Genomic DNA, 21,236 nt, shown 5'->3' on the forward strand with positions numbered 1-21,236 from the left:
GTCGATGGTTCGGCGGCGGATTCTGAAGAGCGCGGTGGTGGGTGCACTGCTCCCGGCCGCGACGCTCTCGTCGCTCCTCGTGACCCCCAGCTCGCCCGCCCACGTGCCAACCAAGGAGCGGCAGCCGCTTCCGGACACCCGCGAGCGCGCTAACCCGTGCAACGCTCCGTGGAAGCGCACGCCGGCGCTCGAGTACGACCTCGGCCGGTTGTTCGAGCTCTGGCGTCCCGCCCCTCGCGACGGTGGCGCCACGGCCGGCGGGCAACCGACGGGCAAGGCGCGGCCGGCCCCGGTCGCCGAGCCCGGCCCCTCGGGCGAGCAGCCGAACATCGTCGTGTTCATGGTCGACGACATGCGTGCCGACGAGCTGAACGGCCCGTGGATGCGTCATACCCGCAGCCTGATCAAGGCGCAGGGTGTCGACTTCGTGAACTCGTTCTCGCCCATCCCGTTGTGTGGGCCGGCACGGGCGTCGTTCCTCACGGGCAAGTACTCCCACAACACGGGTGTGCGCACCAACATGTCGCCGAGGTCGTCGTTCGACCAGCTCGATGACAGCAACACGCTTCCGGTATGGCTGCAGAAGGCGGGCTACACGAACGCCTTCCTCGGCAAGTACATCAACGGTTATGCGGAGCCGAGTGCGTCGCGGCCGGGCTCGTACGTGCCACCAGGGTGGGACGAGTGGCGCGCCAGTCTCGGCAACGGCACGTACAACTACCGCAAGACGCGGCTCAGCGACAACGGCAAGGGCACGATCGATCTCACGGGGCGCTATCAGACGTCTGCCTACGGCGAGATGGGGTCCGCGATGGTCTCCGAGCTCGCGGCCAAGAGCGCGCCGTTCTACTTCAACCTCTCTTTCACCGCTCCGCACACCGGCGGTCCGCACGAGCCCGACGATCCGGGCCTCAAGACCCCCGCGCGGCTGGGCTCGATGCGTGGCAAGTACGACGACCGCATCACCACTCCGGGCGGCGTGCCGGGTGAGCCGTGCAATGCCGGTCAGCCGAGTGCGGTGAGCGGTAAGACCCCGATCTCGCCGCGGCAGCAGGGCGCGATCACCGACGTACGTCGGCAGCGTGCGGAGTCTCTCGCGACCGTCGACACCGCCGTCAAGCGCGTGATGGGCGCGCTCGAGGCGAGCGGCGAGCTCGACAACACCTACGTCATCTTCACGTCTGACAACGGGTTCTTCCTTGGTGAGTTCCGTCAGCGCATCGGCAAGAAGCTGCCGTACGAGCCGTCCTTGCGCACACCGACGATAGTCCGTGGGCCGGGCATCGAGCCGGGGATCAAGCGCGAGCAGGCATTCTCGACGATCGACTTCGCGCCGACCATCGCCGATATGGCCGACGCCCGCGTCGGCGCCAACGTCGACGGTGCCTCGATGCTCAAGAGTGCGACAGGTAAGGCGAAGCCGTGGCGTCGTCCGATCCTCACCGACGCCGGCAAGCTGCAGGGCAAGCTGCACTACGGCATCGGCGTGCGCATGCCCGGGGCGTTCTACGGCTCGTACAACGACCGTCGACACACCCGGCAGCTGTTCGACATCTCGGCCGATCCGCACGAGAACAACAACGTCATCGGTGACGCACGCTATCGGCGGGTGAGTAAGACGATGGCTCGGATGCTCGATCGCCTCCGCGACTGCGAGGGCGCCGTGTGCCGTGAACCGTGGAAGACGTCCGAGTGACGGCGCCGCGAGCAGCACGGCCTAGGGTTGGCCGGGTGTTACCACGGTCGAGTGCGCGCCTCGCGGTGCCGGTCGGCGCCGCGTGCGTCGCGGTGCTCGCGGCCGGTCTGCCCTCCTCCGTGGCATCGCCCGCCGGTGACGGAGGGCGTGCCGCCCCGGATGCCTCGACCGGCGACAGCACTACGCCGGCCGCGTTCGCCCGTCGTGGTGGTGCGGCGACTCTGCGCAACCTCTCGGTCGAGAACGTCGCCGACTTCGTCGCCATCCGGTCCCAGCACGCCGGCGCGTACTGGGACGGTCGCACGGACGTCAAGATCGGCGTCGACGGCGACAAGACGTACCCGTATCGGGTCAGTGTCGACAAGGGCGACGGCGCGGCAGAGGTGAGCCGGGCCGGCGGCGCCAAGTGGAAGTGTTCCGGTGTGCACGCGAGCGCGGCCGACGAGGGCAGCGAGACGCTCGTCGTCGTTCCCCGTTCGTGCTTCGACAGCGGCGCCGACAAGGTACGCGCGAAGGCGACCACCCACCCCGAAGGCGGCCCGACGTCGAGCGCGGCGGCCGGGTACGTCTCGCGTACGGAGAAGCCGAACGTCGTCGTGATCATGTCCGACGACATGCGCGACGACGAGTACGGCGGGCCCTGGATGAACCAGACGCGCCGCTGGATCGGCGATGCCGGCGTACGGTTCGAGAACTCCTTCGCCCCGCTCCCGCTGTGCGCGCCGGCGCGCGCGTCATTCCTCACCGGCCAGTACCCCCACAACCACGGGGTGTGGAGCGTGAAGCCGCCGTACGGGTTCAGCGCGTTCCGCGACAAGGACACGCTGCCGGTGTGGCTGCAGCAGGGCGGCTACCGCACGTTCATGCTCGGCAAGTACATCAACGGCTACGGCAAGGGCGACATGCCGGCGCCGGGTGGCGGCTCGTCGGTGCGCTACATTCCGCCGGGCTGGGACGACTGGCGCGCGTCGATCGACAGCAAGGGCACGTACAACTACCGCGGCACGCACCTGAACAACAACGGCCGGATCCAGTCGCTCGCCGGCACGTACCAGACCAACGCGTACAAGCAGATTGCGTCCGCAGAGGTACGCAAGCGGGCGAGATCGGACCATCCGTACTTCATGTACCTCTCGTTCACGGCGCCGCATCACGGTGCGCCGGGGGAGGACGACGACCCGAAAGAGGTCACCGACCTCGAGGGACACGACTACCGGATCAAGACGCCGGCCCGACCGGAGCCGGTCCGCGGCCTCTGGGACGACGACATTCCGCTGGCGCCCGGTGCGGGCGGCGAGTCCGACATGACCGACAAGCCGAAGTTCATGCAGCGCCTTCCGGGCATGAGCCAGAGCGAGCGCGACGGCGTCCGCAACCTTGCGCGTCAGCGGGCCGAGAGCCTCGGCCTGCTCGATCGTGCCGTCGGCCGGGTCGTCCGCCGGCTCAAGGCGGCGCAGGAGCTCGACAACACCTACGTCATCTTCACCTCCGACAACGGCTACTTCCTCGGCGAGCACCGGATGCGGCAGGGCAAGACGCTGCCGTACGAGCCGTCACTGCGCACGCCGACACTGGTACGCGGGCCGGGCATCCCCGCAAGCGAGACGCGCCAGGATCCGTTCCTCTCCACCGACTTCGCGCCCACGATCCTGCGGATGGCCGGGCTGTCGACCGATCGCTCGCCGCCCATCGACGGTCAGTCGATGCTCGACGTCGCGCAGGGCGGCGACCGCGGCTGGTCGCGTGCGATCGTCACCGAGACCGGACCGGCGACCGTACCGACCCTGATGGATCTCGACGGCAATACGTTCGGCAAGGACCCGAACGAAGGGTCGAGGAGCTCGCGGATGCACGGCATCCGCGCACCCGGTTTCCTGTTCACCGAGACGAGTCGACGGGAGCCAGAGCTCTACGACCTGCGCAGCGACCCCGGTGAGGTCGACAGCGTCGTCGACGACAGCCGCTTCAACCAGATCCGCGACGATCTCAATGCGCTGCTCGAGCGACTGCACGCCTGCCTGGGTGCCGAGTGCCGCGTACCGCTGCCGTCGAGCCTGAACGACAACCCCGACGATGATGCGAGTCCGCCGAAGAACGAGTCCGACGACAGTGGTGACCACCACGGTGGCGCGAACGGCAAGCCGAAGGACAAGGACGACGGCAAGCCGAAGGACAAGGACGACGGCAAGCCGAAGAGCAACGGCGACGACAAGCCGGACGGCGATCGCTGAGCGTCCTCGGTTGTCGGCTCGACGGTCACCGCGGGTCCGCTTGTTGGGACGATGTTCGAATGCGGGGGCGTGGGCGGCGATGCTGTGAGATGCTGAGCAAGCGCGTAGCGTACCGGGGCCACGGTCCCGTCGGGGTTTGTTACCAGTCGAGCCGAAAGTCGCCCGGGGTTCGCGGCAGTTGACTCGGGTGAATGCGACGTTCGGGTCGGGTTGGTAACAGTGGGAGCAGTTCGGGGAGTAGTTGTGGTTGTCATAGTTGCGGTGATGGTGGTGATCGTCGCTGGCGCCGGTGCATTGTTCGCCGTCGTGGCGTCGACGCAGTCCGATGAGCCGGGCCTGCGCTCGGGCTTCGGTGCGAAGCTTGCCGAGCGTCTCGGAGTGAGACGCGTCGACGATCGTGGAACGCTCAGATCACTGCGCTCCATGCATGAGCGATCCACGGCACGGCAAGACTGACGGTCGGGCCGACCAGGACGCCCGCCGCCAGGGCGTACGCGCACGCCGCCTCGATGACGTGCGTACGCGGCTGCGCCGACAATCGCTCCAGCCGCAGTTGTGCGGCCGATCCCGCACCGAGTGCGCCGAGTGGCGCCGGTCGATCCGCCAGCTTCACCAGCGCCCGCGCGAGCGGGAGCGTCCCATGCTCGCGGCGTGCCCGGTCGTCGGCGAGCAGTTCGATCATCACCCGACTCTGGTGGAGGGGCGCGTCGCCACGCGGCACCAACGGGAACGCGTGACGCAACGCCGTGAAGGCCTCCAGCACGAGGTCGTGCCGGTTTCGTACGTGCGCGCGTTCATGGGCGAGTACGGCGGCGAGCTCGTCCTCGTCGAGCTCGGCGAGCGTCCCGGACGACACCACGACCCGTGAGTTGCGATGCGCCGGAACGCAGTACGCGATCGGCGTGCGTTCTGCGAGCACCCGCGCCCCGGGTGCGGCGACGTCGGCCCGCGCGAGCACGTCGACGAGCTCGCGTTGCCGGCGCCGGCGTTCGCGGGTCTCGCGTGCCACATTCCACGTCGACCAGCACAGGCGTACGACGACGAACGCCGTGAGCGCCAGCACCAGGAAGTGCGCCACGACGCGCCACCGCACGAGCTCGCCGTCGGGCGGGCTGACCAGCCAGAGCGCCGTCGACAGCCCGGCGCCGAGCACCGCGAGCACGGCCGCGAGCGCCATCGCCTGCCACAGCACGATCGCCGCGCGCGGCACCCGGTACGGCCACCGCATCAGCCCGAGCGCGGCCGGCACGGGATGCGCCAGCAGCAGCCCGATGACGCCCAGCAGGAGTGGAGTCATCTAGGTCGTGTCCTCGTGCTGCGCCTCTATCCGGGCGAGTGCCGTGCGCAGGGCGTCGGCCTCATCGGCCGACACGGTCTCGGCGAAGTGCACGAGCGCCGCCGTCCGGTCGCCGCCCGCACCGTCGAGCACCTCGTTGAGCAGCTCGGCGGTCAGCTCGTCGCGACTGTTCGCGGGCGCGTACAGGTAGGCGCGCCCGCGCTGGGTGCGGACCACCATGTCTTTGCGTGTCAGCCGGTCGAGAACCGTCATCACCGTCGTGTACGCCAGCGGTCGCTCTGCGCTCAGCTGGTCGTGCACGTCGCGCACCGTCAAGCGCTCGCCGGCCGCCCAGAGGCGGTCCATGACCTCGCGTTCGAGCTCTCCGAGTTGTGCCACACCTCGATACTACGACGCGCCGTAGTACCTCGCCGCGCGGGCCCTGCGGGAGGGGTCTATGGTGTGAGTACGACACGTCGTAGTAGATGGGGAGCGTGGCATGGAAGTCCTGGATCTGGCGCGGCTGCAGTTCGGCGCCACCACCGTCTATCACTACCTCTTCGTCCCGCTGACCATCAGCCTCGCGTGCCTCGTCGCGGGTCTGCAGACGGCATGGGTACGTACCGATCACGAGCGCTATCTGAAGCTCACGAAGTTCTTCGGCAAGTTGTTCCTGATCAACTTCGCGATGGGCATCGTGACCGGCATAGTGCAGGAGTTCCAGTTCGGGATGAACTGGAGCGACTACTCCCGCTTCGTCGGCGACATCTTCGGTGCACCGCTCGCACTCGAGGGCCTGCTGGCGTTCTTCCTCGAGTCGACGTTCCTCGGCCTGTGGATCTTCGGTTGGGACCGGCTGCCCAAACGCATCCACCTCGCGTGCATCTGGATCGCCGCGATCGGCACCGTGCTCTCGGCGTACTTCATCCTCGCCGCCAACTCGTTCATGCAGAACCCGGTCGGCTACACGATCGACGAGCAACGCGGCCGAGCCGAGCTGACCGACTTCGTCGCCGTGCTGACCAACAAGGTCGTACTGATCACGCTGCCGCACACGATCTTCGCCGCCTTCATGGTCGGCGGCGCCTTCATCGCGGCGGTTGCGATGTGGCACCTGGTGCGCCGCCCGGACGTCGATAGCGACGCGTTCCGGACGGCACTGAAGGTCGGTGCCATCACCGTGATCGTCGCCGGCATCGGCACCGCCGTCACCGGTGACACCCAGGGCAAGGTGATGACCGAGGTGCAGCCGATGAAGATGGCCGCGGCCGAGGCGCTGTACGAGGACGAGCAGCCCGCGTCGTTCTCGGTGCTCACGATCGGCACGCTGGACGGCTCGGAGGAGGTCTACTCGATCAAGCTGCCACACCTGCTGTCGTTCCTCGGCACCGGCGATCTGAACGGCGAGGTCCGCGGCATCAACTCCCTGCAGCGGGAGTACGAGCAGGCGTACGGACCCGGCGACTACAGCCCGAACATCCCGGTCACCTACTGGACGTTCCGGGCGATGATCACGGCCGGCGGGCTGGCCGCGCTGATCGCGGCGATCATGCTCTGGTCGATCCGGCGCGGTCGTACGCCGACGTCGCGATGGCTGGTGTGGTCGGCGATCGCGCTGCCGTTCCTGCCGATCGCCGCCAACGCGTTCGGGTGGATCTTCACCGAGATGGGACGTCAACCCTGGTTGGTGTTCGGGCTCTTGCCGACCGCCTCGGGGGTTTCTCCGGGTACGACCGGCGCCGAGGTGACGACCTCGCTCATCGGCTTCAGCCTGGTGTACACGGTGCTCGCCGTGATCGAGATCCGGCTGCTGCTGACGTACATCCGTGAAGGGCTCCCTGACGTCACGCCGGTCGAGCCCGCCGACGGCGACGACGCCCCGATGACCTTCGCGTACTGACCGGGACCAACGGAGGAGACTGCAATGGAACTCACCACGATCTGGTTCTGCGCCATCGCGTTCCTCTGGGTCGGCTACCTCGTGCTCGAGGGGTTCGACTTCGGGGTTGGGATATGGATGGCGATCCTCGGCCGCAACGACAACGAGCGCCGCGTCGTACTCAACACGATCGGCCCCGTCTGGGACGGCAACGAGGTATGGGTCATCGTCGCCGGCGGCGCCATGTTCGCCGCGTTCCCGGAGTGGTACGCGACGCTGTTCTCGGGCTTCTACCTGCCCTTGTTCGCCATTCTCGTCGCGCTGATCCTGCGTGCCACCGCGCTGGAGTACCGAGGCAAACGCGACGACCCGGCGTGGCGGCGGCGGTGGGACTGGTGCATCGTCGGCGGCTCGCTCGTACCCGCGGTGCTCTGGGGCGTCGCGCTCGCCAACATCGTCCGCGGCGTCCCGATCGACGCCGACCACGAGTACGTCGGCACGCTGTTCGACCTGCTCAACCCGTACGCGCTGCTCGGCGGGCTCGCGACGCTGACGTTGTTCATGACCCACGGTGCCGTGTTCATCGCGCTGAAGACCACCGGTGACGTGCGGGCGCGGGCCAACCGTGCGGGTATCCGCGTCGGAGCTCTCGCCGTCCTGGTCGGTGGCGCCTTCATGGCCTGGACTGTCGTCGACTCCGATGCGGCACGTACGGCGCCGTTCGCCGTTGCGGCGGCCGTGGCACTCGTACTCGGTCTGCTCGCGGCGATGCGTGAGCGTGACGGCTGGGCGTTCGCCGGCACAGCCGTGACGATCGGGCTGGTGGTGGTGATGCTGTTCGTCGCGTTGTTCCCCGACGTCATGACGTCGTCGCTCGACTCCGCGTACTCGCTCACGACCGACAACGCCTCGGCAACGCCGTACACGCTGCGGATCATGACCTGGTCGGCCGTCGTCTTCGTGCCGCTCGTGCTGCTGTACCAGGGGTGGTCGTACTGGGTGTTCCGCAAGCGCATCGGCACCGAGAACATTCCGGCGTGAGGGGCTTGCGATGAAACCAGCGGGTGGGGCACTTGATCCCGAGCTCGTACGACGGTCGGCCCCGGTGCGCCGCCATCTCGCGGTCGCGGTCGCGCTCGGTACGGTCGCCGCCGGGCTGATCGTCGCGCAGGCGTGGCTCATGTCCGTCGCCGTTGCGCAGGGCTTCGACGGCGACGGCTGGTCGGGTGCGCTCGCTGCCGCGGTACTCGGCGTCGCCGCGTGCTTCGCCGGGAGGGCGCTGATCGGCTGGGGCCACCGGGTCGCCGCCGTGCGCGCGGCTTCGGCGGTCAAGTCGGGCTTGCGGCGCGAGGTCGTCGAGGCGCTGCTGTCGGATCGGTCGCGGCCCGCGTACGAGTCGGGGCACGTGATCGCCCTGCTCGGTCACGGCTTGGACTCGCTCGACGCGTACTTCTCGAAGTACCTGCCACAGCTGGTGCTCGCGCTCACGGTGCCGGCGACCGTCTGCGCGGCGATGCTGTGGGCAGACGTGCTCGCTGCGGTGACCGTGATGGTCACCCTGCCGCTGATCGTGGTGTTCATGGTGCTCGTCGGGTGGCTCACCCGCGATCGCACCGAACGGCGCTGGGAGGCCCTGAAGCGCCTGACCCACCACTTCGCCGATGTGCTCGACGGCCTCACCGTGCTGAAGGTCTTCGGCCGCTCCACGCGGCAGGCCGACGGGTTGCGTACGACGGGCGAGCAGCACCGGGTCGAGACGATGCGGGCGCTGCGGTTGGCGTTCCTGTCGTCGTTCGTACTCGAGCTGTGCGCGACGATCTCGGTCGCCCTGGTCGCCGTCGGAGTGGGGCTGCGGGTGCTCGACGGCGCATTGTCACTGCAGACGGCGTTGTTCGTACTGCTGCTGGCGCCCGAGGCGTTCCTACCCGTACGCCAGGTGGGTGCGCACTTCCACGACAGCGCGGAGGGCGCCACAGCCGCTCGGGACGCCTTCACGCTGCTCGACGGGGTGCCCGGGGGCGGGCGCCCGAACTTGGGGTCCATGTGGCATCGGTCCAATAGGTCTCAACCGATGCCACATAGACCCCAAAGCGGCCCGCACCTCGACCTGCGCGGAATCGGCGTCCGCTACCCCGACCGCGACAGCGACGCACTCCCGCCGACCGATCTGACGGTCGAACCGGGCGAGGTCGTCGCGCTGGTCGGGCCGTCCGGGTGCGGCAAGTCCACGATGCTCGGGGTGCTTCTCGGGTTCGTCCGCGCCGAGTCCGGGGAGATCGTGGTCGACGGCGTGCCCGTACCCGACCCGTCGAGGCTGCGCGGACGCATCGCGTGGGTGCCGCAGCATCCGGCACTCATCGCCGGCACGGTCGCGGACAACGTGCGGCTCACGACAGCAGCGACCGACGTCGACGTACGCCATGCGCTCGACGACGCCGCCGCCTGCACGCTCGCGCTCGACCGGGAGGTCACCGAACGGGGCGCGAACCTGTCGGCGGGCGAGCGCCGGCGGGTTGCGATCGCCCGCGCGCTGCTTCGGGTACGCAACGGCGCCGACATCCTTCTGCTCGACGAGCCGACCGCCGGTCTCGATGCCGACGCCGAACGTACGGTGATCGAGGCGATCCGGCGCGAACACGTCACGACGCTCATGGTCGCTCACCGACCTGCCCTGATCGGCGCCGCAGACCGGGTCGAGCACGTGGGACGCACGGTGGTGCGGGTATGAACCGTCAGCTCACCGTCGGCGCCGTGCTCGGCGTGCTCTCGACCTGGTCCATGATCGGCCTGCTGCTCACGTCGGGCTGGCTGCTCTCGCGTGCGGCCGAGCAGCCACCGGTGCTCTACCTGATGGTCGCCATCGTCGCCGTACGAGCGTTCGGAATCGCCCGCGGCGGGCTACGCTACGCCGAACGCCTCCTCACCCACGACGGCGTGCTGCGGACCCTCACACGGATACGAGCCGATGTGTACGAGCAGATCGAGCGGCGCGCTCCGGCCGGGCTCGGCGACCGTCGGCGCGGCGACCTCGTCTCTCGGGTCGTCGGCGACGTCGACGCCCTGCAGGACTCGATCCTGCGCGTACGCCTGCCGTGGCTCGTCACCGCGACGGCGGCGGCGGGTACGACAGTGCTCGTCGGCATCGTGCTCCCCACGGCCGGACTGGCATTGGCGGTCGCCGTCACAATCGTGGTCGTCGGCGTACCCGCTCTGGTCCGGGCGGCGGGCGAGCGAGTCCAGTCGCAGGTTGCGCCGCTGCGGGGCGATCTGGCTGCCGCGGCAGCGGAGGCCGTGCATGCCGCGCCCGACCTCGTGGCGTACGACGCCACCTCGCTGGTACGCGAGCGGATCGGCGAGATCGACGCACGACTGCGGCGCGCCGAGCGGCGTACCGCATGGCTCGAAGGGCTCGGCTCGGCGCTGGTGTTCGCCGCGCTCGGCATCGCGGTGGCCGCGATGCTCTGGCTCGGTATCCCGGCTGTCGCAGACGGATCACTGACGCCGGTGCTGCTGGCCGTCGTCGCCCTGGCGCCGGTCGCGCTGCTGGATCCGCTCGATGCGATTCCCGCGATGAGCCACACCCGCGCCCGCGTCGCGGGTGCACGGAACCGTCTCGACCAGCTCGGGCGCGCTCCCGTACCCGTCGCCGACCCGCCACAGGGGAGCGGATCGCCCGACGGGTACGGGATCGAGGTGCACGGGCTGTCCGCGGCGTGGCCCGGCGGGCCCGAGGTGCTGCATGCCGTTTCCTTGACGCTCCCGGAGGGTGCGGTCGCCACCGTGACGGGCCCGAGCGGCTGCGGCAAGTCGACGCTCGCCGCGGTCCTGCTGAAGTTCCTGACGCCGACGGCGGGTCAGGTGACGCTCGGCGGCATCGACCTTGCGTCACTGACCGGCGACGAGGTACGCGGCGTGGTCGGAATGCTCGGCCAGGACGAGCACGTCTTCGACACGTCGATCCGCGAGAACCTTCGCATCGCGCGGCCCGACGCGTCCGAAGCGGCGTTGTGGGAGGCGCTCGACCGGGCCGGGCTCGGCCACTTCGTACGCGGGCTGCCGGCGCAGCTGGATACGGCCGTGGGGGAGAACGGTGCGCGGCTGTCGGGCGGCGAGCGGCAGCGTCTCGGGCTTGCGCGGCTGCTGCTCGGCGACCATCGGGTGTTGATCCTGGACGAGCCCACCGAGCAGCTCGACGAGGAGGCGGGCGACGCGCTGCTGGCCGATCTGCTCGCGCTGGCGCCCGAGCGTTCGATCCTGCTGATCACCCACCGTCCGCTCGGGTCGGCAGTGCCGCGCGCCGCAAGGTCTGTACGAATCGGCGAAGCGAGTGCTGAGAAGTCCGCGACTGAGCATGTTCCGGCCCGATGACGTCTAACCCATTCGGACCGATCACGGTGCCGGCATCCAGAGCCGATCGAGTGGCACGACGTACAACCGCTCGTCATATCGGTACGAGCGCGTGCCGAGGTTGACAACGACACCGGCTACGAAGCTCGTGCCCAGCCTGTCCCGAAGCAGCTTGAGCCCGCGGAAGTCCTTGTCGGTCACGGAACCCTTGGCCTTGACCTCGATGCCGGCGATCCTTCCGTCATCGGACTCGACGACAAGATCGACCTCATGTTGGTCCTTCGTCCGGAAATGACTGAGGTCGACGTGCGCCTCTGCCCATCCCGACTGCTTCACCAGCTCGTTGACCGCGAACGTCTCGACCAGATGGCCGAACTCTGTCAGGGTCGACGGGTCGCGTGAAGCGAGTTTGTGAGGTGTGACTCCGAGCAACTGGCCCGCCAGGCCGGTGTCGACCATGTGGAGCTTGGGGGCTTTGCCCACTCTCGCGGACAATGTCCGTCCGAAGGCGTCGATGCGGTGAACCAGGAATACGGACTCGAGCAACGTCACGTAGTCGGCCACCAGTCGGGCGTCCAGTTCGACTCGTCGGGCGATGTCGGTAGCCTGCATGATGCTCGCGGTCCTGGCGGCAAGATGCCGGAGGACGAGTGGTAGCACTCGTCGCTGTCGAACCCTCCTGATCTCGAGGGCGTCGCGATCTATCACCGTGTTGACATAGTCATAGAACCATCGCCGCTTGTCGGCGGCCTCCTTGAGTAGGCGAGGCATCGGGAAGCCGCCGGCGAGCACTGCTTCCTCGTACGCTTCGCGCGACGTTGTCGATGGCTCATGGGACATGAGGTCCCGTGCATCGGACAACAGCATGTCGAGGAAGGTTTCCTTGCGGCCCGTGAGCTCGCCCTGCGACAGCGGCCACAACGTCATGACGTGAGCGCGCCCCGCCAGCGATTGGCTCACTCGGGGGAGCGAGTCATAACGGGTCGATCCGGTGAGGACATATCTGCCCGGTCTGGTGTCTTGATTGAGTTCGGCCTTGATGGCGTCGAGAAGGGGCGGGACGTACTGATACTCATCGATGCACACCGGCCGGCTCGGGCTGGCCGCGAAGTAGCTCGGGTCGTCCGATACCGAGCGCCTGGTCGGCAGGTCATCGAGGTCGGTCACGAGGACGTCGTGGGCCTTAGCGCACGCGGCCAGTAGCGTGCTCTTGCCAACCGTGCGCGGCCCGTTGAGAACCAGTACGGGCACGGAAGCGTGCCGCTGCGTGACGACCGGCCACAGGTGCCGGTCGATCACCCGGCGCTCGCCTTCGACTGTCATGCCACAACCCCCAATGTCAGGATGGTCGAGGCTAATGTATCAGTTTTGTCGCAGCTATTATGCGGGAATAGTCGGTTCGAATATGTCAGGATGGTCGGGTATGAAGCGAAGTGGTTCCGTCGGCTTCCCGATCGCGGGCCGGGAGTCTGGCCGTTGGGGTGCTTTACGTGGCGCACGTCCGCTTCGCATGGGGTCTTCGCCGCGCACAGTGGATGTTTACCATGTAAACATGGTAAACATCCGACGGGCGGGGTGCGTGTGGGCCGGACCGGCCTCACTCCGTCGAGTACGAGCCCTCCCACACCGCGCGCGAACCCGACTCACCGACGCGAACCAGGTGGACGACCGAGCCGACGGCGACCGCAGTCGCGATCAGCCCGATCACGACGCCGACGATCGTCGCCCGCCCGGCCGCAGACGTACGCCCCGCACCGTTGCCGAACTCGACCTGGTCGCCGCCCGGCCCGGACGATGCTCGGGCGCCGACCAGCTCGTTCTGCCGGTCCACGCGTGCGCCGGCGGAGCCGCGCGCGTACCACCGGTGCCACGCCCACTGCACGACGCCGACGACCGCGAGCGCGATCGCCCACCACAGCATCAGCTTGCCGAGCTCCTCGTGCCGCTCGATGAGCGGTGCCTCGCCGCCCAGCCGCTCCTCGAGCCACTCGCCGGCGTTGGTGGTGATCGGCACCATCGCGAGTGCCGCGAGGCAGGCGAGGGGGGTGAGTACGCCGAGCCAGCGTCGGGCACGCGGCCACCACGCCGACAGCACGACACACGCAGCCGCAGCCGGAATCAGCACGATGGTGAGATGCACGAGCAGAACGTGCGCCGGAAGTCCGTTGATCTCGACGGGTCCCATGACCGCTCCTTACGTCGCGACGATCTCGTCGCCGTCGACCTTGACCGACACCTTCGGCAGCGGATCGGGGGCCGGTCCGGACTTGACCTCGCCGGTCGCCGCGTCGTAGATCGAGTCGTGGCACGGGCAGTGCAGGTCGGCGCCGTCCGGCTTCACCGCGCAGCCCTGGTGCGTACACACGGAGCTGAACGCCATGATCGTGCCCTTCTCGGGCTGCGACAGCAGGACCGTCTCGCCGTCGACATCGGCCTGCGCCGACCCGCCGACGGGTACGTCTGCGACCTTGGCGATGGCGGCGCCGGACTTCGGCTTCGGTGAGTCGCTGGTCGTCGAACCACCCGAGCCCGCTCCCGAGTCGTCGTCGGAGTCTCCGCCGCAGGCGGCGAGCACGGCCGCCCCGATGGCACCTCCTCCTACGCCGATGGCGGTGCGCCGGGTGATGGGATGACTGCCGGTCATGTGCCTTCCTCTCCGCTGGGGGACGCCCGTGACTACGTGACACGCCGGTGGATAGTTCAATGGGTAACAAGATCTCCTCGAATCGAACCAGATCGGGGCCGGCGTCGTAGACAGTGGTGGAGGGTGCCCATGCCAGACGCGCAGGCCGAGATGCTGCGGACCCTGCACGACGAGTACGGAGCGGCGCTGTGGGCGTTCGCGCTTCGCGGTACGCGCGGCGACGCCGCCGCGGCCGAGGACGTCGTGCAGGAGACGCTGCTGCGCGCCTGGCGTCACATCGACACCCTCGACCCCGAGCAGGGGTCACCGCGGGCATGGCTGTACTCGGTCGCGCACCGCGTCATGATCGACGGCTGGCGAAAGTCGTCACGGAGGCGAGAGGTGGTCGAGGCAGACGTACCCGAACGCGCGACGCCCGACAACACCGACGGGCTGCTCGACGGGTGGCTCGTCGAGGAGGCACTCGGTCGTCTCAGCGCCGACCACCGCGCCGTACTGCTGGAGTGCTACTACCGCGGCCAGTCGACCCGGGTGGCCGCGGAGCACCTCGGAATCCCGGAAGGCACGGTCAAGTCGCGCACGCACTATGCGCTACGGGCGCTGCGCCTCGTACTCGCCGAGATGGGGGTGACGTCGTGACCACCCCGTACGAGCAGGTGGGCGACCCGTTCGAGCAGTACGACGCGGCGTACGTCCTCGGCGCACTCGCGCCGGGCGACCGTCGCGACTTCGAGCGACACCTGCAGACATGTGACCGGTGCGCACAGTCCGTACGCGAGCTGGCCGGCATGCCGGGCATCATGGCGCACGCGAACCCGCTCGCGGACGAATGGCCCGCACCGCCGCTGCCCGACACGCTGCTGCCCCGGCTGCTGGCGATCCGCGACCACGAACGCCGCCGGCGTACCTGGGCCGTACGCGGGCTCGTCGCGTGCGCGGCAGCGGCGCTCGTCGTCGTGCTGGCGGTCGTCGTCACCGTCTCAGAAGACCCGGACGACGGCGGATCCGGCGGCGCCGCAGGCGTCAACGAGTCGGAGCTGGCGTTCGAGCCCGTCGTCGAGAGCCCCGTCCACGCGAGCGGCGACCTGAACGCCGTCGACTGGGGTACGCGAATCGACATCGACTGCACGTACGACGCGGGCAACGGCTACGAGGAGCGTTCGTACCGGCTGATGGTCGCCGACGAGAGCGGCGTACGCGAACAGGTCGCGGTCTGGAAGGTGCGGCCCGGCCAGGACGTCGCGCTCACCGGCAGTACCGACCTGGCGCCCGCGGAGATCGCCTCGATCGACATCGTCACCGCCGACGGTACGAGCCTGCTGCGCGCAAAACCCTGACGGCGCCGCCGGGTCGACCTCGCCCGAGAACCTCCGCCTGACGTGCCGCCGAGGTACGGATTCCTGCCAATAGCGGCGCGTCTATTGGCGGGAATCCGTACCTCGGCGCAGCGTACGCGGAGCTCACCCGAGGGGCGGGACCGCGGCGAGCTTGTCGGGGTTTCGCACCACGTCGATCGCGGTGATCAGCCCGTTGTCGACCGTGAAGGCCAGGACCGAGAGTCCGTCGGACGCGCGGACCGCTGACCGGGATGGGTCGGGGTCACCGCCCCGGATCACGAGCCCGAGGGCCCCGTTGACGGTGGCGGGCACGAATTCCATCGGGCCAACTGCCTTCGCGCGGGCGAGCATCATCGGAGCGATCCGAGTCGCGTCGCGTACCTCGTGCTCGAGCGTTGCAACCTTGCCGCCGCCGTCGCCGCGTAGCACGACGTTCGGGTCGAGCAGTGCGATCAGCCCGGGGAGGTCGCCGTCCTGGCACGCGGCCGTGAACGCGTGCACGAGCTCACGCTGTTCGGCCTCGGTCGCAGGCGCCTGTGGTCCTTCGTCCTGAACTCGTCGTCGGCCCCGCGACGCGAGTTGGCGTACGGCCGCGGGCGTGCGGCCGACGAGATCGGCGATCTCGGGAAACGGGACGCTGAAGACGTCGTGCAGCACGAACGCGGTGCGCTCGGCGGGAGAGAGCCGTTCCAACACGACGAGCAGGGCCATGCTCACCGACTCGTCCAGCGTGATTCGATCGGCCGGGTCCTGTACGCCGGACTCGACGAGCGGCTCCGGTAACCAGGTACCGACGTAGCGTTCGCGTCGTGCACGCGCGCTGCCGAGGGCGTCCAACGCCAGCCGGCTCACGGTCGTCGTCAGCCAGGCAGTGAGGTCGCGGATACCGGCGGGGTCTTCGACCCCGCGCAGCCGAAGCCACGCCTCCTGTACGCAGTCCTCCGCGTCGACCAACGAACCCGTCATCGTGTACGCGAGCCGCAGCAGCCGGGGGCGGTTGTCCTCGAAGGACCGTGCCAGCTGGTGTTCGGCGTCGCGCATATGTCGCTCCGTGTGTTCCATGCAGTGATGACTGGATGGGCGGTCGAAGTGTGACATCGGCGCCGTCGACCGGGCGGTGATGTCACATTCGGGGCGGCTACGTAGTCCCTAGGTCATCAGCCCGGCAAGCCGGGGATGTTCGCCGATCCCACGGGGAAGAGATCATGACGCTCACCGAGACAAACAAGGACGAAGGCACTCAACCGCCTTCACAACTGGGGATATTCGCCCGCATAGGGGGCTTCGCGCACCGCCGCAGGTGGCTCGCCCTGATCCTGTGGGTCGCGGTTCTCGCCGGCGTATGGGGCTCCGCCACGGCCGTCGGGGACGCGTACAAGGACGAGAACTCGCTTCCCGGCACCGAGTCACAGGCGGCCGCCGACCTGCTGGAGGACCACGGTGCAGGCCGCGCCGGAGACACCATCGACATCGTTTTGCACGACGAGGGCGGCGTGGACGGCGTACAGGACCGCGTCGATCCGATGCTCGCGGAGGTCGCGGACCTTCCCAACGTCGCGGACGTCCAGAGCCCGTACGACAGCCCGACCGCAGTCGCCGACGACGGCACGATCGCCTATGCCACGGTGCAACTGGAGGTCGCGTCGAACGACATGCCGACGGAGGACACCGAGCGCGTCCTGGACGCCGCGCAGGCGATCGAGGGCGACGGGCTCCAGGTCGAGCTGGGCGGTGACGCCGTCAGGCTCCTGGCGGAGAGCGGCACAGGCGCCGGCGAGTCGGTGGGCCTGGTGGCCGCGCTGGTGATCCTGGTGTTGATGTTCGGCACGTTCATCGCCGCCGGACTGCCCATCGTGATCGCCCTCTTCGCGGTCGGCTCGGCGGCCGGCGTCATCGTGCTGGCGTCGCACGTCTTCACGATCGCGTCCTGGACGCCACCGGTCATGTTTCTCGTCGGCCTCGGCGTGGGTATCGACTACGCACTGCTCATCTTCGCCCGCTACCGGGCCGAGCTCGTACGTGGCGTCGCACCCGAACGAGCCACCGTCACGGCCATCGACGCCGCGGGTAGGTCGGTGTTCTTCGCCGGCTGTACCGTCATCCTCGCCCTGCTCGGTCTCACCGCCCTCGGCCTCGGCTCCATCCAAGGCATGGCGCTGTCGGTGGCGCTGACCGTGCTGATGACGATGGTCGCCTCACTGACCCTGCTGCCGGCGCTGCTCGGCATCTTCGGCAACCGCTTCGCCCGCCAGTTCACCATGCGCGCGGAGAAGCGCAGGGCGAAGGGGAAACGGGAGGACGGCGACGGGTGGCGGAAACTCGCGGGGGCAGTGCAGAAGCGCCCGCTGGCCGCGCTGGTTGCCGCGGCGGTGATCCTCGGTGCCCTCGCCTTCCCGGCGCTGAGTATTCGACTCGGATTCAATGACGCTGGCAACGACCCGGCCGACTCCACCAGCCGGCAGGCGTACGACCTGCTCGCCGACGGCTTCGGACCCGGCTTCAACGGTCCGCTGCTGGTCGTGACCGACGGCGGTGACGGCAGCGGTGAAGATGCCGCCGCCGAGGCAGCGCAGACGCTGGGCGAGACAGCGGGCGTCGCAGCCACCACGGATCCGATGCCCACACCGGACGGTGAGGCGGCGACCGTACTCGTCTATCCCGACTCCTCACCGCAGGATGCGGAGACCACGGAGCTCGTCGGCACCCTGCGCGACGACGTGCTGCCGGGGCTGACCGCGGGCAACGGCGCGGAGTACCTCGTCGGCGGGGCGACGGCGGCATCCGAGGACTACGCCGCCAAGCTGGCCGACCGGATGCCGCTGTTCATGACGATCGTCGTCGGGCTCTCGATGGTGCTGCTGATGGCGGTGTTCCGGTCGATCCTCATTCCGGTGAAGGCCGCGCTCCTGAACATCCTCAGCATCGGAGCAGCGCTCGGCGCGATGAAACTGGTCTTCCAGGACGGCATGCTCGGCTTCGAGAGCGGGCCGATCGAGGCGTACGTACCGGTGATGATCTTCGCTATCGTCTTCGGTCTCTCGATGGACTACGAGATCTTCCTGATCTCGCGAATGCACGAGGAATGGGAGAAGGACGAGGGCCGCGACCCTTCGCACGCTGTACGCGAGGGCCTGGCCCACACCGGTGCGGTCATCACGGCGGCAGGGTCGATCATGGTGGTCATCTTCGCGTCCTTCGTACTCAGCGAGCAAAGGCTGTTGCAGCAGACGGGGTTCGCCTTCGCGGTGGCGATCTTCGTCGACGCGGTCATCATCCGCTGCATGGTCGTGCCCGCGGCGATGGAGCTGATGGGTCGCCGCGCCTGGTGGCTGCCGGCACCATTGGCCCGGCTGCTGCCGAAGGTGGAGCTGGAACGGCACGGCGCCTGACCGTGGCGCGCACCCCAGCCCCCGTGAGCCGGACGTTTGAGTGGGACACGCTCGGCGTGTCCTCGCCGAACGTCCGGCTCACGGGGCGGGTCAGGCGTCGATCACGAGATCCTCGAGCGGCGTGGAGCAGCAGAGCAGGATCTTGCCGTCCGCGATCTCGCGGGGACGGATGCCGCCGGCGTGCTGCATGTCGACCCGCCCGGCGAGCATCGTGCTCTTGCACGTACCGCAAACGCCTTCACCGCAAGACGACGGCACGACCACACCCGCGCGGGACACCGCCTCGAGGATCGTCGTCGCGCCGTCACAGGAGACCGTACGCCCGCTGCGGCGGAGCTCGACGGAATGGCCGACCGGGGGGTCGTCGAGAGCCGCAGCGGGCGTACGACTCGGTGGCGCGAGCTCGAAGCTCTCCTCGTGGCAGCGCGCCGGGTCGACGCCCGCGGTACGCAGCATCTCGCGTACGGCGGACATGTACGGCGGCGGTCCGCAGGTGAGGATCTCGCGCTCGTACAGGTCGGGTGCGAGTCGGAGCAGCGTCGGCAGGGTGAGGCGTCCGCGGAGTCCCGGCCAGGCCTCGTCGGGCGCGTCCTCCTCGCAGATCGCGGCGACCGACAGGAACGGCTCGGTTGCCATCGTCTCGAGCTCCCGGCGGAAGACGATGTCGCGGGGGCTCCGCGCGTTGTGTACGAACACCACGTCGGCCGGCTCGCCCCGGTCGTACATCGCGCGGGTCATCGACATCAGCGGAGTGATGCCGCTTCCGGCCGACAGGAACAGATAGCGCGCCGCCGGATGGTTCGCCGTCGAGAACTGCCCGAGCGGGCCTTGTACGTCGATCGTGTCGCCGACAGCGATGTGGTCGTGCAGCCAGTTCGAGACCGGTCCGCCGGGCACCCGCTTGACCGTGATCGTGAACGTGTCGGGGCGGGTCGGCGGCGAGGAGATCGTGTAGCAGCGTTCGGTCGGTCGCCCCCCGACGTGGACGGTGAGGGTCACGTACTGCCCGGGTTGAAACCGGAGCGGGCGCGGCAATGCGAACGTGAAGCTCTTGATGTCATGCGTGATGTCGTCGATCCGCGTACACGCGAGCGGTTGAGCGATCTCGTCGACTCCGACGACGTCCGGGGCGGCGGGGGTCCGCGTCAGCATCTCGGTCATGAGCGCAGGTACTTCCGCGTCTCGTCGATGTACCACGTGCAGAACGAGTCGACCTGATACTCGTTCGGCGCGTACGGGCCCGGCTCGTACACGGGGCTCTTTACCCCCGACTGCGCGCGTACGACGAGCTCGGCGTCCTGTTCGTTCGTACGGCGCCAGACCGCAGTCAGGTTGTCGGCGTCGTAGTCACGGCCCTCGACCGCGTCCTCGTGGACCAGCCAGGTCGTGCGTACGAGGGTGCGCTCGGGGCCGAGCGGGATCGCCATGGACGTGACCGCGTGGTCGGCGAGGAAGTGGAACCACGAGTTCGGCTGGTGGTGCAGGCTCAGCCTGCCCAGGCGGGTGATGTCGAGGTCACCCAGCAGCTTGCGACATGCGGCGCTGCCGTCCAGCGTGTACGACTCGCCCGCGCCGTCGAGCGGCTCGCGTTGGATGCGGAACGCGGACGGCCGCCCGGCGATCTCCTCGATCTCTTCGTACGGCATGCCGCGCTCGGTGCAGGCGGATTCGAGATCGGCCTGCGCCTGAAGGTAGCGGGCATGTGCCGGCATCAGGCGCGGCGGGATCTCGTCCTCGGCGTACCCGTACGTCGGGAAGAACGTGTACATCAGCTCGGGATGCCCGGCCTCGCAGTGGTAGCACTCGCGGTTGTTCTCCATCACCAGCTTCCAGTTGGCGTCCTCGACGGTGTCGAGCTGCGCGGCGACCTTGGTGCGGTGCAGCTGATGCGGCGCGAGGTAGGGGAGCGTACGGCTTGCCACGTCGTCGAAGTCCGATGGTGGATCTGCGGCGAGGCAGATGAAGATCAGCCCGCCGACGACTCGGCAGTGCACGGTCTTCAGCGCGTAACAGGTCTTGTCGAAGTCGGCCGCCTGCTGTCCGGCGTGCAGCAGCCGACCGTCCGTCGCGTACGTCCACTGGTGGTAGCCGCACACCAGGTTGCCGGTCGAGCCGCTGGACTCGCTGAGTACGCGCGAACCGCGGTGCCGGCAGACGTTGTGCAGCGCGCGTACGTCGCCGTCGTCGTCGCGGATGACGAGGATCGGGTAGGGCCCGATGTCGATCGTCAGATAGTCGCCGGGCTCGGGTATCTCGGCCGTACTGGCGACGAACAGCCAATGCCGGGTGAAGATCGCCGAGATGTCGAGATCGAAGACGTCGTCGTCGGCGTAGAAGGGCGCCTCGAGCGCTCTGCCAGGGATTCGGCGCTCCACGAGTCGTTCGAGCGATGGGGCGGGTGTCGTGTCCGCGATCGTGGTCATGACGGTCTCCTCTC

Annotated in this window: 17 protein-coding genes; 9 read left to right on the forward strand and 8 right to left on the reverse strand. The window is 68.7% G+C overall.

Annotated elements, in window-relative coordinates; genetic code table 11:
• Window positions 1–4: 4 nt before the first annotated feature.
• Window positions 5–1,696: a sulfatase family protein gene (locus tag L0C25_RS17830; RefSeq protein ID WP_271636855.1), complete on the forward strand. Its 1,692-nt coding sequence runs from the start codon at window positions 5–7 to the stop codon at window positions 1,694–1,696.
• 35 nt (window positions 1,697–1,731) lie between these two features.
• Complete coding sequence (locus L0C25_RS17835) at window positions 1,732–3,927, forward strand: sulfatase family protein (RefSeq protein WP_271633062.1); 2,196 nt, start codon at window positions 1,732–1,734, stop codon at window positions 3,925–3,927.
• Between the two features lie 406 nt (window positions 3,928–4,333).
• Here the strand turns inward: L0C25_RS17835 and L0C25_RS17840 are convergent, their stop codons facing one another.
• Together L0C25_RS17840 and L0C25_RS17845 are read right to left on the reverse strand one after the other, a co-directional pair.
• A complete protein-coding gene (locus L0C25_RS17840) occupies window positions 4,334–5,224 on the reverse strand; it encodes a M56 family metallopeptidase (RefSeq protein WP_271633064.1) in 891 nt (296 codons plus the stop codon).
• Entirely contained in the window at window positions 5,225–5,602 is a 378-nt protein-coding gene (locus tag L0C25_RS17845) for a BlaI/MecI/CopY family transcriptional regulator (RefSeq protein ID WP_271633065.1), read from the reverse strand. It abuts the gene before it with no gap.
• Window positions 5,603–5,702: 100 nt separating this feature from the next.
• On the opposite strand from L0C25_RS17845, the gene L0C25_RS17850 reads away from it, so the two are divergent.
• From L0C25_RS17850 to cydC, 4 genes are read left to right on the forward strand one after another with little or no spacing between them, the layout of a single operon-like run.
• Complete coding sequence (locus L0C25_RS17850) at window positions 5,703–7,103, forward strand: cytochrome ubiquinol oxidase subunit I (RefSeq protein WP_271633066.1); 1,401 nt, start codon at window positions 5,703–5,705, stop codon at window positions 7,101–7,103.
• Window positions 7,104–7,127: 24 nt separating this feature from the next.
• Window positions 7,128–8,123: a cytochrome d ubiquinol oxidase subunit II gene (gene cydB / locus L0C25_RS17855; RefSeq protein ID WP_271633067.1), complete on the forward strand. Its 996-nt coding sequence runs from the start codon at window positions 7,128–7,130 to the stop codon at window positions 8,121–8,123.
• Window positions 8,124–8,133: 10 nt separating this feature from the next.
• Window positions 8,134–9,810 (forward strand): thiol reductant ABC exporter subunit CydD, encoded by a 1,677-nt coding sequence (gene cydD, locus L0C25_RS17860; protein WP_271633068.1) that lies wholly within the window; start codon window positions 8,134–8,136, stop codon window positions 9,808–9,810.
• The gene (gene cydC / locus L0C25_RS17865) at window positions 9,807–11,450 is read left to right on the forward strand and encodes a thiol reductant ABC exporter subunit CydC (protein WP_271633069.1); all 1,644 of its coding nucleotides are present in this window, start codon (window positions 9,807–9,809) and stop codon (window positions 11,448–11,450) included. The genes cydD and cydC overlap by 4 nt, the downstream gene beginning before the upstream one ends.
• Window positions 11,451–11,471: 21 nt before the next feature.
• Here cydC and L0C25_RS17870 read toward each other — a convergent pair whose 3' ends face one another.
• The 3 genes from L0C25_RS17870 to L0C25_RS17880 all read right to left on the reverse strand — a co-directional run bounded on the left by L0C25_RS17870 (window position 11,472) and on the right by L0C25_RS17880 (window position 14,073).
• A complete protein-coding gene (locus L0C25_RS17870; protein ID WP_271633070.1) occupies window positions 11,472–12,752 on the reverse strand; it encodes an ATP-binding protein in 1,281 nt (426 codons plus the stop codon).
• Window positions 12,753–13,026: 274 nt separating this feature from the next.
• On the reverse strand, window positions 13,027–13,614 hold the full coding sequence (locus tag L0C25_RS17875; RefSeq protein WP_271633072.1) for a DUF2231 domain-containing protein: 588 nt from the start codon (window positions 13,612–13,614) through the stop codon (window positions 13,027–13,029).
• A 9-nt stretch (window positions 13,615–13,623) separates the two neighbouring features.
• Window positions 13,624–14,073 carry a Rieske (2Fe-2S) protein gene (locus L0C25_RS17880; protein ID WP_271633073.1) on the reverse strand — a complete coding sequence of 150 codons (450 nt, stop codon included), beginning with the start codon at window positions 14,071–14,073 and terminating at the stop codon, window positions 13,624–13,626.
• Between the two features lie 129 nt (window positions 14,074–14,202).
• On the opposite strand from L0C25_RS17880, the gene L0C25_RS17885 reads away from it, so the two are divergent.
• Both L0C25_RS17885 and L0C25_RS17890 read left to right on the forward strand, forming a co-directional pair.
• The gene (locus L0C25_RS17885) at window positions 14,203–14,712 is read left to right on the forward strand and encodes a sigma-70 family RNA polymerase sigma factor (RefSeq protein ID WP_271633075.1); all 510 of its coding nucleotides are present in this window, start codon (window positions 14,203–14,205) and stop codon (window positions 14,710–14,712) included.
• Complete coding sequence (locus tag L0C25_RS17890) at window positions 14,709–15,410, forward strand: anti-sigma factor family protein (RefSeq protein WP_271633076.1); 702 nt, start codon at window positions 14,709–14,711, stop codon at window positions 15,408–15,410. Before L0C25_RS17885 ends, L0C25_RS17890 begins: the two co-directional genes overlap by 4 nt.
• A 123-nt stretch (window positions 15,411–15,533) precedes the next feature.
• Here L0C25_RS17890 and sigJ read toward each other — a convergent pair whose 3' ends face one another.
• Window positions 15,534–16,451 (reverse strand): RNA polymerase sigma factor SigJ, encoded by a 918-nt coding sequence (sigJ, locus tag L0C25_RS17895; RefSeq protein ID WP_271633077.1) that lies wholly within the window; start codon window positions 16,449–16,451, stop codon window positions 15,534–15,536.
• A gap of 164 nt (window positions 16,452–16,615) precedes the next feature.
• On the opposite strand from sigJ, the gene L0C25_RS17900 reads away from it, so the two are divergent.
• Window positions 16,616–18,799, forward strand: a complete 2,184-nt coding sequence (locus L0C25_RS17900; RefSeq protein WP_271633079.1) for an MMPL family transporter — start codon at window positions 16,616–16,618, stop codon at window positions 18,797–18,799.
• A 90-nt stretch (window positions 18,800–18,889) separates the two neighbouring features.
• On the opposite strand, the gene L0C25_RS17905 is transcribed toward L0C25_RS17900, so the two are convergent.
• Together L0C25_RS17905 and L0C25_RS17910 are read right to left on the reverse strand one after the other, a co-directional pair.
• The gene (locus L0C25_RS17905) at window positions 18,890–19,960 is read right to left on the reverse strand and encodes a hybrid-cluster NAD(P)-dependent oxidoreductase (RefSeq protein WP_271633080.1); all 1,071 of its coding nucleotides are present in this window, start codon (window positions 19,958–19,960) and stop codon (window positions 18,890–18,892) included.
• Entirely contained in the window at window positions 19,957–21,222 is a 1,266-nt protein-coding gene (locus L0C25_RS17910) for an aromatic ring-hydroxylating oxygenase subunit alpha (RefSeq protein ID WP_271633081.1), read from the reverse strand. Before L0C25_RS17910 ends, L0C25_RS17905 begins: the two co-directional genes overlap by 4 nt.
• Window positions 21,223–21,236 lie beyond the last annotated feature (14 nt).

This window comes from Solicola gregarius, from assembly GCF_025790165.1.
Taxonomy (GTDB): domain Bacteria; phylum Actinomycetota; class Actinomycetes; order Propionibacteriales; family Nocardioidaceae; genus Solicola; species Solicola gregarius.